This window comes from Pseudomonas sp. R3-18-08 (assembly GCF_003852065.1).
Taxonomy (GTDB): domain Bacteria; phylum Pseudomonadota; class Gammaproteobacteria; order Pseudomonadales; family Pseudomonadaceae; genus Aquipseudomonas.
The window spans coordinates 1,151,521-1,163,936 of record NZ_CP027729.1 but is presented as its reverse complement, the minus strand read 5'-3'; the positions used below and the strand labels follow the sequence as shown (position 1 = coordinate 1,163,936).

The following is a 12,416-nucleotide window of genomic DNA, read 5'->3' as shown; positions in this document are numbered from 1 at the left end:
CAGGTTTCCTCACCGCTCGATCAGCGCAATGCGCTTGTTGTACCAGTTCATCAGCAGGGAAATGCTGATGCTGATCGCCAGGTACACGCTCATGGTGATGGCAATGACTTCGATGGCCTGGCCGGTCTGGTTGAGCACCGTGCCGGCAAACAGCGAAACCATTTCCGGGTAACCGATACCGGCGGCCAGCGACGAGTTTTTCGCCAGGTTCAGGTATTGGCTGGTCAACGGCGGAATGATCACGCGCAACGCTTGCGGGATAATGACCTTGCGCAACGTCGGCCCGGGGCGCAGGCCCAGGGAACGCGCCGCTTCGGTCTGGCCGTGGCTGACGGACTTGATACCCGAGCGCACGATCTCCGCGATAAACGCCGCGGTATAAACCGTCAGCGCCAGGGTCAGTGCCAACAGTTCGGGAATCAACACCCAGCCGCCGACAAAGTTGAAGCCTTTGAGCTCCGGCATTTCCCAGTGCAGCGGCGCGCCGAAGATCAATGCGCACAACGCCGGGATCACGATGAACAACGCCAGGCCCACCCAGAATTTATGGAAAGGTACGCCGGTCGCTTCAAAGCGCTTGTTGGCCCAGCGCGCCATCAGCACGATTGCCGCAATCGCCACCACGACGCTGACCACAAACGGCCAGAAACCCTCAGCGGCAAGCGCTGCCGGCATATTCAGGCCACGACTGCTGACAAAAAAGGTATCGCCGAAGTTATGGCTGTTACGCGGCCCCGGCATGGTCAGGAACACCGCGAAGTACCAGAACAGGATCTGCAGCAGCGGCGGAATGTTGCGGAACACTTCCACATACACCGTCGCCAGCTTGTTGATCATCCAGTTCGGCGACAGCCGCGCCACGCCAATGACGAACCCGAGCAGGGTCGCCAGGATCACGCCGATAAAGGTCACCAGCAGGGTGTTGAGCAAACCGATCACAAACACCCGGGCATAACTGTCCGATTCGGTGTAGTCGATCAAATGCTGCGCGATGCCAAAGCCGGCACTGCGCTCAAGGAAGTCGAAACCAGAGGTAATACCCCGGTGCTGCAGGTTGGTCTGGGTGTTATTGAAGAGGTACCAGCCCAGCGAGACCACCGCCACTATCGTGATGATCTGGAAGAGCCACGCACGCACTTTGGGATCGCTGAAGCTGAGCTTCTGCTTGGGTGCGCCGATTTGATTTTGCATGAAGTGCCCCGGAAAGAATGGAACAGAACATCACCCGGCGGTTGGCCCACCGGGTGACAGAACCATCAGCGATCAGCGCACAGGAGGTGCGTATTGAATGCCGCCGGCGTTCCACAGGGCGTTCAGGCCACGGTCGATTTCCAGCGGGGTGCTCTTGCCCAGGTTGCGCTCGAACACTTCGCCGTAGTTACCGACTTGCTTGACGATCTGTACGACCCAGTCTTTCTTCACTTTCAGGTCTTTGCCGTATTCGCCGTCAGCACCGAGCAGACGTGCGACGTCCGGATTCTTGGTGGACTTGGCTTCAGCTTCGACGTTTTTCGACGTGATGCCGGCTTCTTCAGCGTTGAGCATGGCGTAGCCAACCCAGCGCACGATTGCCAGCCACTCATCGTCGCCATTACGCACGACCGGGCCCAGCGGTTCCTTGGAAATGGTTTCCGGCAGAACCACGTAGTCCTTCGGCGCGGCCAGCTTGCTGCGCTGGGCGAACAGTTGGGACTTGTCGGAGGTCAGTACGTCGCAACGCCCGGATTCCAGCGACTTGGCGCTTTCATCGGAGGTGTCGAAGGTGATCGGGGTGTATTTGAGGTTGTTGCCACGGAAGTAGTCGGAAACGTTCAGCTCGGTGGTGGTACCGGCCTGGATGCAAATGGTTGCACCGTCCAGTTCCTTGGCGCTTTTCACGCCCAGCTTGTTGTTAACCAGGAAGCCAATGCCGTCGTAGTAGGTGATGAAGCCCGGGAATTTCAGGCCCATGCCCGCATCGCGGGAGCTGGTCATGGTGGTGTTGCGCGACAGGATATCGACTTCGCCCGATTGAAGCGCGGTGAAACGCTCCTTGGCGTTCAACTGGCTGAACTTGACCTTGGTTGCGTCACCGAAAACGGCGGCGGCCACGGCGCGGCACACGTCAGCGTCGATCCCGAGGATCTTGCCGCTGGCATCCGGCACCGAGAAACCCGGCAGGCCGTCACTCACGCCACACTGCACGAAGCCTTTCTTCTGCACGGCATCCAGGGTGGCGCCAGCTTGGGCAAAACCACTGACACCCAATACAGCGGCCGCGGTCACGATGGCCAGGGTGGATTTCAATACCTTCATTCAAACCTCCAGTTGCTCTTGTTGTGTCGGAGCTCCAACCTCAGCGCACCCTTATGAGGCGATATCGACCCGTGTTGGCTTTTTTTGGGGTCGAGCAGCATGAGATTTTTGCGGTAATTCCAGTTGCTTTCCCACAAGCGGCAGTCACTGATAGTGTTACCGCCCTAGGAGAGTTCTGACATCGACCTACACATAGCAAGGCCCGTACCAGAGTGCTGGCTGAGCCGCTGACGGCGATGTTCAATGGCAAAAGATTCACCCTTGCGACATTCTCTTAACAGATCAACCTGTCGCGCACCGTTCCGACGCACTTAATCGGAGCGCCCGCACAGCTATGGAGCAGACATGACCGAACCCTTGATACTTGAGCCCGCCAAGCCCGCAGATGCCTGTGTTATCTGGCTGCATGGCCTGGGCGCCGACCGCTACGACTTCCTGCCGGTAGCCGAAATGCTGCAGCAAACTTTACTGACCACCCGCTTCGTTTTGCCCCAGGCGCCCACCCGTGCGGTGACGATCAATGGTGGCTACGAGATGCCGAGTTGGTACGACATCAGGGCCATGAGCCCGGCCCGTTCCATCAGCCTGGAAGAACTGGAAGCGTCGACCACAATGGTCACGGATTTGATCGAGGCGCAGAAGAGAACCGGGATAGACGCTTCGCGGGTTTTCCTGGCGGGCTTTTCCCAGGGCGGCGCAGTGGTTTTCCACACTGCGTTTAAACAGTGGCAGGGCCCGCTGGGTGGCGTGATCGCCCTCTCCACTTATGCGCCAACCTTCGACGATGAGCTGGAATTATCCGCCAGCCAGCAACGCATCCCTGTCCTGTGCCTGCATGGCCAGTATGACGAGGTGGTGCAAAACGCCATGGGCCGCAGCGCCTACGAGCATTTAAAGCACCGTAGTGTCACCGTGACATGGCAGGAATACCCAATGGGCCACGAAGTGTTACCCGAAGAGATACGCGATATCGGCACTTGGCTGACCGAGCGCCTGCGCTGAAACCCGCGTTGATGTAGTTGTATGACAGACGCACTACGCCGCGCCCGATTCTTGCATTACACTGGCCGGCGTACATTCCTTAACCAATTAATGAGATGACCGTGCTCAAAGCACTCAAGAAGATGTTCGGCAAAAGCGAGGCTGAGCCGCTCGCGCCTGTTCCCAGTGCTCCCGCTCCCAAGCCCGGCAACCGCAATGACGCTAGGCAGCCCGAGCGGATCGTACCTGCCGCCGCACCGAAAACAGCCTCGGTGACGCCGCCCGAACAGGCCGAGCCCGCAGAGATCCTCGCCGTGCCTGTCGCCAAACCACGCCGCGAACGCGCGCCCAAGCCGCCCGTGACGCCGTGGAAACTTGGAGACTTCGTCGTCGAGCCCCAGGAAGGCAAAACCCGCTTCCATGACTTCAACCTGGCCCCGGAACTGATGCACGCCATCCAGGACCTGGGCTTCCCGTACTGCACGCCGATCCAGGCGCAGGTGCTGGGCTTCACCCTCGCCGGCAAAGACGCTATCGGCCGTGCCCAGACCGGCACCGGCAAGACCGCCGCGTTCCTGATCTCGATCATCACCCAACTGCTGCAGACACCGCCGCCGAAAGAGCGCTACATGGGCGAGCCGCGCGCGCTGATCATCGCCCCTACCCGGGAGCTGGTGGTGCAGATCGCCAAAGACGCTGCCGACTTGACCAAGTACACCGGCCTCAACGTGATGACGTTCGTCGGCGGCATGGACTTCGACAAACAGCTCAAGCACCTCGAGGCCCGTCATTGCGACATCCTCGTCGCGACCCCAGGCCGCCTGCTCGACTTCAACCAGCGCGGCGACGTGCACCTGGACATGGTCGAAGTGATGGTGCTGGACGAAGCCGACCGCATGCTCGACATGGGTTTTATCCCGCAGGTGCGTCAGATCATTCGCCAGACCCCGCCAAAGGCCGAGCGCCAGACCCTGCTGTTCTCCGCGACCTTCACCGAAGACGTGATGAACCTCGCCAAGCAGTGGACCACCGACCCGTCCATCGTCGAGATCGAAGCACTCAACGTCGCCAGCGAAAACGTCGAGCAACACATCTACGCCGTCGCCGGTGCCGACAAGTACAAGCTGCTCTACAACCTGATCAACGACAACGGTTGGGAGCGGGTGATGGTATTTGCCAACCGCAAGGACGAAGTGCGCCGCATCGAAGAGCGCCTGGTGCGTGATGGCGTCAACGCCGCGCAACTGTCGGGCGATGTGCCGCAGCACAAGCGCATCAAGACCCTGGAAGGCTTTCGCGAAGGCAAGATCCGCGTGCTGGTGGCCACCGATGTGGCGGGCCGCGGGATTCATATCGACGGCATCAGCCACGTGATCAACTTCACCCTGCCGGAAATGCCGGACGACTATGTGCACCGCATTGGCCGCACCGGCCGTGCGGGTGCGGCGGGCGTTTCGATCAGCTTTGCCGGGGAAGATGACTCGTATCAGCTGCCGTCGATCGAGACGCTGCTGGGGCGCAAGATCAGTTGCGAGACGCCACCGACGCATCTGTTGCGGGCTGTGGAACGTAAGCACCCGTAAGGAACACGCCCCTGTGGAGCGAACTCGCTCCACAGGGGCGCGACGCAGGCAAACGCTGGCACTACCCCCGATACAACTCCCCCATGATGGGCTGGCGAACGCGCGATGCCTCGTCTCTGAATTCCTGGTAGTAACCGGCAGTGCTGGTCAGTATGTCCAGCAAGCGACTGCTTGTTGCTTGCATCTGGGGCTGGGCCGACTCAGAGGCGCCCGATTCGGCAGAGTCAGGAGCGGACTCTGCCGATGTTGCTTTGATTCTGGCCTCTACCGCCCGGTAAAAGTTGACGAGTCTCAATATGAAACGAAAGCCACCGAAAAACTGGCTGCGGATGGTAATACCCTGTTTATCGGTAAACCTATAGGTCAGGCCTACCATGCGCTTGCCAGCCGCTAGCAGACCGCTCCCCAGCGGGGCTTTAAAAAAGGCGGTGCTCCCGGCAACGCCCTTGGCTGCTGCGGTTTTCAAGGCGTTGCTGTAGGCCATACTTGCCGATGTATAAGCCCCCCCGAAGCTGACTACCCATGACGCGATAGAAAACGCGAAAGATGCCCATCCCAGGTTTTGGATGTGTTTCGAACGATCCCAACCCATTTTTTTGTCAACCTCGGCAATACTCAATGCCGCAGTACTCAGCGTTCCAGCGATAACGCCCAACGTCGCAGTAGTGAACAGCGCCGCCTTGGAGGCAACTGCAATCCCCGTAACGGTCACCCCCACTGTCCAGCCCGCATAAGCCGCCACCGCTCCGAAAAATGCAGGCGTCGCAAACCCCAACGTCACGATTGAAAGCGCGAGCCCCAATCCGGTCAACGTCCACTTCAGCCAAGTTGGCCACAACCCGCTGGGGTCCATCAGGTTAATCGGGTTACCGGCACAATAGGCGTAGCTGTTGATCCCTCCCTCATCAAACGGACTCAACGGATCGGGCTGCAAGAACATCATCAAGTCTGGATCGTAGGCACGCTGACCGTTGCCAAGGAAATACAGGTTGATCGCCGCATCCAGCCGCTGGCCGTTGAATGCAGGCAGTTGCACATCGGCCATGGTGCGGGGTTTACCGTCATCCAGAGGGATCTGCGTATCACCATAAGGCGTGTAGTGGCGACCCACAGGTGCCTGGCCCTGGGACGAAATCCCGCGGACGCTGCCGGCGGCATCGTTCATATGCAATTGCGGGCCTTCCACCCCGCCAGTGCGCGCCATCACCTGGTCCGCACCGTCGAAGTAGCGAATCTTCCTGCTGCCTTCAACCAGGGTATCGAGGCGGTCCCCGGCGTATGCCAGCATGACGGGCGGTTCATTGCCGCGAGACGCGACGACCTGCCGGGCTTCGGCATCGTACTGATAGCTGTAATTGAAGGCATTGGCCTGCACAGCGGTCAGTTGCTCGAAACCATCATAGGTATAGGCCTGGCCTGCGGGACTCGTCTGCAAGTTGCCGGCGGCATCATAGGCCGCTGTGAAATTCTGTACCGGAAGCGTGTGAGTCAGGCGGGTCAGTTGGGTGGGGTCAGCGCCGGTGAAAAAACGCTCGCACGTATCTTGGGTGCCATCGGCAAAAGTGGTCACTACCCGTGTGATGTTATTGAGGTTATCAAAGCTGAAGTCTTGCCCGGTGATGGCACGCCCCAGTCGATCCTTGGGATGTTCAAGGCCTTCACAGCGATAGGTCTTAAGCCGCAGGTAGGCATCGTAGGTGAAGGTTTCACCGATCACCACCTGTGAACTCGCATTCCGAAGGAACCGGGTCGCCAACATACTGTTGGTGTGATACGTGCTGCTCATCACCCGCAACAGCGCGCCGTTTTGCTCAAAGCGGCGCTCGGCTTCCCGCCCCAGCGAATCGTAGGACACCTTGGTAACGACTCGCGTACTGTCATAGGCGGTGGTCAGGCTTTCGGGCCGGCCCAACGTATCGTAGGACTGTTCAATGACCATGGGCCCGGTGGTCATTCGGGAGAATCGTCCGTGGGTATCGTACTCAAGTAGGCTGCTCTGGCCATCGGCCGCCGTTTGATGAAGCAGGCGCCTTGCCGGGGAATAGCTGTACTGCGCGGTCAAGGTGGTGCCGCTGGCGGTTTGAACGTCCTTTTCGGGATGGCCGTTGGCATCCAGAAAGACCTCATGGATCAGGCCATTGGTCTGCGAACGGGTCAACGCGCCGCTAATCGGATCATGCCGATAGGTGCTCACGGGGAGCCCTGTCATCTCAATCTGACTCGCTACATCCAACTCCTTGTCATAGGTCAGGCTCTGACGAACTCCACGGGGGGACACCATGGCGATCGGCTCGATCCACCCCGCCTCATACTCCCAGGTCGTAGCCTGGCCCGTCCCTCGCGCCTGGCTGGTCATTCGGCCCAGGCTGTCGTAAGTGCGCGTTCCCAGCCGCCTGCCGTCGACTGTAATCGCAGTGGTCAGTTCAGCGCTGGTACCTGGGGCATAGTCCGTTTTGCGCAGCCGCTGCGGGGTACCATCTACCGGTTTTTGAAGAACCGTCTGCAGTCGGCCAAACGTATCGTAGGCAAATTCAGTACTGTTTTTGTTGACGTCCAGTACCGACAGACATCGGCCCAGGCCATCGTAGGTGCGCGACTCCACTTCGACTTTATTATTATTGGCGTCCAGCCGTTCCACCTTTATCGGCTGGTTATGCGCATTGAAATAGCTCACCAGCCGCTCACCGCCTGCAAAGCCTTCCTCTGTTTGATTCAGCAGCGGGTCGTACTCATTGATCTCGACGCGGCCATTGGAACGAGCCACGCGGCTGGCATTGCCCCAACGGTTGTAGGAATGGGTGCTCCTCAGTGAAATCTGTCGGTCGGCCAGGTAATCGAAATTGACCGTCTCCACGGTTTGCCCAAGCGCGTCATACCGCCACGTTGCAGTGGCACGCTCCTGGTCCTGGTTCGCGCCAATCAGTTGAGCCTCGGATACCTGACGACCAGCGCCGTCGAAGTAGGTAATGGCCTTGTTACCTTGTGCATCCGTGGTGATCAGATGGGCACGTTTATCCTGCGTTGCAAAATGGTAGGCATAACGTCGACTCGCTTGCTGCGGTTTTCCGGGGGAAACCGTTTCTTCGATCAGCCGGCCGCTGACATCAAACGCCAGGGCCAGGGTGCTGCCACCGTCTCGCACCATCGACAGCAGGCGTCGATTGACCAGCGACAGCGTTCGCACCGCCTCAAGCCACTGCCCCTCGCGCCCCGTCAGGCGTCGGGTTTCCACAAGGTTGTCATCTGTAATGGTGTAACTGAAATCACTGACCAATACCTGCCCCTCGACCGTACTGGTGCTGCTCTTCAGCCGGCCAGCCAACTCGCCGGGGGTTTCGTAGTAGCTTTGCTGCATCGTGAGCCCGCCGGCCTGGCTGCTCGACTGCTGCAGAACAAAGTAACTGCTGCCCGTCTGCGGCACGCGGGTATAGGTGTACTCCGTGAGCACGGGTGCAGGCGTGCCTCCCACAGGTATGAGGCGCTCTTGCTTGAGGTAGCGCGGGAATAAATTATGGGGGTCAGCCGGGCACTTGCCGCTCTCGCCGGTAATCGGGTAATAGGTGTATTCGTTGCGTATCCCGGAGGCTTCGGTGCGGCTCAGTTCGTTGCCGTAGTCGTCTGTCTCGATCTGCTGGATTTCTTCACGCGCCGTGCCACCGGCCACCAGTTCATAGCGCTTGGTGATGGTTTTCGGCAGTTGGAGGTTGGGGGGCTGGGCGGGGAACAGGCCGGGGATCACGTTATAGGCGATGGTAGTCTTGGCCCGCGTACCTTCACGCAGTACTGATTCTTCGGTCAGCAGGTGGAACTTGTTGTAGGTGGTACGGGTAACAGTCAGCACGGCATTGTCATTTGCCGAGTCGATGGCTTGCTCCTCAGTCCAATAGTCATAAGCGCCGCCAATCAGATACAGATTGTCCTCCCCTTCATTAAAACCACCGGAATAGGGGAAGCCGGTAAAGTTTGTGCCAGAACTATAACTATAAGTCCGGATCATGGGAGGTTGATTGGCACCTGGGGTTTGCGACCAACTGGACACTCTGGGAATGAACTGGTTATTGCCATATTGATGGCCGTTCTCGGTGTAGCTGATCCGCTCATCCCCACCCATAGGCAGTTGCATCCGCTCGATTGCCACCAGGCCGTTACGAAACGGTGTCCTGTAGGTAAATTGATAGGCCGCGACCCCAGGCGGGCCACTACGGTCATAAGGTGCGGTAACACCTGTGAGGCGACCATTGGTCTGAGTAAACCGCATACGTGCGTAACGACCACCCTCCACCCGCGCATCAGCCGTTTGCAGAGCTCCACTTGCATAAGTCAGCACCAGCAACTCTTCCTGCTTGTGATTGAGAACCCGCTCAAGAGCGCCGCCCGCGGCGTAGCGGAAGGTGAACACTTCACCATTTTCAAATCGTATGGAAGTGATCCGATAAGGGAGCGTGCTACTGGTACGCTGCAAAACTTCGACAGTGCCATCCCGATAAATCACATGAAGCGTGGTTTCATCTGTGCGTCTTACTACCAGATCTTTAAGTTTTCGATCTTTGAACACCATCACGCCGCCAACTGAAGGCATACCTTGTGCCTTAAACCGCTCGCCACTGAGCAAGGTAAGTTGGGCGTTTGAGAGATCAAACTGCGTATTACTCAACCGCCAACCCACCCCATACGGCGCACTTTCGGAGCTGAGTACTGAGAATGATAAAACAATGCTGCGACTGACTTCGATAGGACCCTGAGGAGATAATTGCGCCAAACTGATCTGGCATCCATATTGCCCTGTACGCGGGTCGACTGAACCGTTCAAGTACGAGGAAAAATTAAATGCATTGGAATAGATATTCATATCAAGCTCCTGGCCTAAAGAGTAGCTGCGATAATTAAATCAGTCATCATAGTCCAAAAGTTCAATATTTTGCGCGCTATGCCGTAACGCAAATGAATGCGTGCAACCATAATTATCCAACAGACGCCAAGGTGAAAAGACCTGTCCCACAGCGATATGCTTACTGGTGGAAAGCCATGTCGCACGCATAATCGTATTTACTCGGTTAAATGGTATGACTCGATTATAATTATCATCCAGCTCTGGCAAGTCCTGGTGCAACATCACAAGAGTGACAAGCGGGTTCTCCTGATCGCGCCCCACAACCATACCGATCTTTCTAGACAGCCCAGAGCCTTTATAGGCCTGCGTAGTCTGGAACACAGTTCCTTCACTAGCGATCCGCAAGGGCGTATCCAGTCCCTTATTGGAAACAAACTTCAAACCGGACGGGGGCAGCCAATACCAGATATCAATGTCCGTATTCCTACCGCTATCCCAATACGCATGATCCACAGTACAAACAAGATCAGCAACTCTCACTCGATAAGGCCGCCGAGGTGAAATACTTACCCAACTGTCAAAGTTAACGTCGGCCGCAGAAAAATTGGTGGTATAAACCTTGCCACCTATAACTATCCTGGCCATAAACCTCCGACTTTCAATTGAAGCACCGGTATCCAAACGCATATAACGATCAATTGTCTCTATAGCACTCGGTGCCACTGTCTCCTGCAGCGCAGTTTGATCTGCCTCTATACTTTCTAAATTTCGATTCCAAAGTCCGACCTCATAGATGTTTCGCGAATCATCGCATGTCCACCCTGCCGGTAGCGGCTGGTTCACATCTTTCGAATAAAGCGTAATCGTTGCACTGACTCTCTCGCCTTCGCGCAGGAATGTCTCTTCCCACAGACCATCCTCCCTTTGCCGCTCCACGCTCACCTCAATCACAACTTTGCATTGATGCAAGCCATTGGCATACTGCGCCTCAGTATAATCCTGGCCATTGGTCAGGGTGATTCGCAAGTGTTTAGGTCGCCTTGCTAATTGAGCGGGCTCTACACTCAGGCGGTTGCCACCCTCATACGGCGAAATTTGGAATGCATGAGTCGTACCGAAGTTATCACGCAGCAGCCAATTAGATTCCGAGTCACGATTCGGAAGCCCGGGTATCGACGCAGTAAGTTTAGCGGCACTCATGACACTACTATTTTTTCGCCGGATAGTCGGATCCGAACCCGGCGGCACTGCAGGAAGCTGCTTGTGAAGGTCATTTAAAGTCCAAATTGATGCACTTGTCTCCTTGAAAACCCCTCCTTTAAAAATCCCCGAAAAACCATAGGCAGTTTGAAACAGATCCCCCTCATTTTGCACATTCAAAGGACTGACCAACCCATAGTTATGAACGAAGCGCAGGCCATTTGTACCTTCCCAGGTGTACACATCTACATCGACAGCATTATCCACAGTGAGAGCATCATAATCGACCGTTTGCTGGAGATCTGTAGAAAGCAACGTAGGTGGAAGGGTGGGTACAACAAAGACCGACGATTTAAAATCCGTCGAGTATTCAGAATAGCTATTAGTGACACTCTCACCGTCCAACACAATTGTCGCCATAAACTGGATAGGCTCGAGATATTTGTTTTCCTCAAGACGCATATAGCGACTAACAATCTCGATACGCGGGTCAACAATAATATTTCTTGGCGCACGCTCGGCCTGCTCTTCCCCTGTACGATTCCAGAGTCCCGGTTCATATTCGTTTTTTTCCGTATCACAACTCCACCCAACCGCTCTGCTCACATTATGCGCGGTAGGCACAGGTACGATTGTTACACTCGCACGCTCGCTATCTGTTAAAGGTGTATTAACCCAGTTACCGACTCTCCCGACAACCTCCTTTAAAACCTCAACGACAACTTCAAGCTGATGCTGCCCATTGGCATATAACGCATCCGTAGAATCGGCACCATCAGCAAACCTGACTTTGAAATGTGAAAGCCTCATATTTTTTGATTGTCTGATCATCTTGCTCTCCAAAATCAATGTCCACTGATGTACAAAGACGGGTCAAAAATCATTTCGACCTGAAAAACATCACGCACTTAAATGCCGGATGCGTAAGAAGATTAGAGATCAGTAAATTAAATGAGGTAACTGTCAGAGCTGACAGTCAGGTAGATTAAATCGAAATAAGTTAATAAGGTTTAATAATCATTAATACCAGCGATGGCTACTTATTTATGCAAGCGCCACCGATTGATGAACAGTCAGGCTTTCCAACGATCCGCCGCCACATGATCACTGTCCCGCCCTTCCACCCAGCGCGGCCCTTCACTGGTGTTTTCCTTCTTCCAGAACGGCGCGCGGGTCTTCAGGTAGTCCATCACAAATGCACAGGCATCGAATGCGGCCTGGCGGTGGGCACTGGCGGCGGCTACAAAGACAATGGGCTCGCCGGGTTCCAGGGCACCGATGCGGTGCAGCACCTCCAATTTGAGCAGCGGCCAGCGTTGCTCGGCCTCGACAGCGATCTTTGCCAGGGCCTTTTCGGTCATGCCGGGATAATGCTCCAGGAACATCCCCGCCACTTCGCGGCCATCATTGAAATCGCGCACATAGCCGACAAAGCTCACCACCGCGCCCACGCCCACATTGGCCGCATGCATCGCGTTGACTTCGGCGCCGGGATCAAAGGCTTCGACCTGCACACGAATGGCCAT

At 56.5% G+C, this 12,416-nt stretch carries 7 protein-coding genes; 2 read left to right on the top strand and 5 right to left on the bottom strand.

The features are described 5' to 3' along the window. Positions 1 to 9: 9 nt before the first annotated feature. Positions 10 to 1,191 carry an amino acid ABC transporter permease gene (locus tag C4J92_RS05240; RefSeq protein ID WP_124403154.1) on the bottom strand — a complete coding sequence of 394 codons (1,182 nt, stop codon included), beginning with the start codon at positions 1,189 to 1,191 and terminating at the stop codon, positions 10 to 12. A gap of 72 nt (positions 1,192 to 1,263) precedes the next feature. Further along, positions 1,264 to 2,295 carry an amino acid ABC transporter substrate-binding protein gene (locus tag C4J92_RS05235; RefSeq protein WP_048723770.1) on the bottom strand — a complete coding sequence of 344 codons (1,032 nt, stop codon included), beginning with the start codon at positions 2,293 to 2,295 and terminating at the stop codon, positions 1,264 to 1,266. A 345-nt stretch (positions 2,296 to 2,640) separates the two neighbouring features. Here C4J92_RS05235 and C4J92_RS05230 point away from each other — a divergent pair, with 345 nt between their 5' ends. Further along, a complete protein-coding gene (locus C4J92_RS05230) occupies positions 2,641 to 3,297 on the top strand; it encodes an alpha/beta hydrolase (RefSeq protein WP_124403153.1) in 657 nt (218 codons plus the stop codon). A 95-nt stretch (positions 3,298 to 3,392) separates the two neighbouring features. Further along, on the top strand, positions 3,393 to 4,859 hold the full coding sequence (gene rhlB, locus C4J92_RS05225) for an ATP-dependent RNA helicase RhlB (RefSeq protein WP_124403152.1): 1,467 nt from the start codon (positions 3,393 to 3,395) through the stop codon (positions 4,857 to 4,859). Between the two features lie 61 nt (positions 4,860 to 4,920). On the opposite strand, the gene C4J92_RS05220 is transcribed toward rhlB, so the two are convergent. The 3 genes from C4J92_RS05220 to moaE all read right to left on the bottom strand — a co-directional run bounded on the left by C4J92_RS05220 (position 4,921) and on the right by moaE (position 12,416). Next, on the bottom strand, positions 4,921 to 9,708 hold the full coding sequence (locus C4J92_RS05220; RefSeq protein WP_124403151.1) for an RHS repeat domain-containing protein: 4,788 nt from the start codon (positions 9,706 to 9,708) through the stop codon (positions 4,921 to 4,923). 39 nt (positions 9,709 to 9,747) lie between these two features. After that, entirely contained in the window at positions 9,748 to 11,721 is a 1,974-nt protein-coding gene (locus C4J92_RS05215; RefSeq protein ID WP_124403150.1) for a hypothetical protein, read from the bottom strand. Positions 11,722 to 11,963: 242 nt separating this feature from the next. Continuing rightward, complete coding sequence (gene moaE, locus C4J92_RS05210; RefSeq protein ID WP_124369716.1) at positions 11,964 to 12,416, bottom strand: molybdopterin synthase catalytic subunit MoaE; 453 nt, start codon at positions 12,414 to 12,416, stop codon at positions 11,964 to 11,966.

Bases quoted from the DNA above. Each gene is read 5' to 3' on its own strand.
- C4J92_RS05240 (WP_124403154.1), bottom strand. From the start codon at position 1,191: ATGCAAAATCAAATCGGCGCACCCAAGCAGAAGCTCAGCTTCAGCGAT.
- C4J92_RS05235 (WP_048723770.1), bottom strand. From the start codon at position 2,295: ATGAAGGTATTGAAATCCACCCTGGCCATCGTGACCGCGGCCGCTGTA.
- C4J92_RS05230 (WP_124403153.1), top strand. From the start codon at position 2,641: ATGACCGAACCCTTGATACTTGAGCCCGCCAAGCCCGCAGATGCCTGT.
- rhlB (WP_124403152.1), top strand. From the start codon at position 3,393: ATGACCGTGCTCAAAGCACTCAAGAAGATGTTCGGCAAAAGCGAGGCT.
- C4J92_RS05220 (WP_124403151.1), bottom strand. From the start codon at position 9,708: ATGAATATCTATTCCAATGCATTTAATTTTTCCTCGTACTTGAACGGT.
- C4J92_RS05215 (WP_124403150.1), bottom strand. From the start codon at position 11,721: ATGATCAGACAATCAAAAAATATGAGGCTTTCACATTTCAAAGTCAGG.
- moaE (WP_124369716.1), bottom strand. From the start codon at position 12,416: ATGGCCATTCGTGTGCAGGTCGAAGCCTTTGATCCCGGCGCCGAAGTC.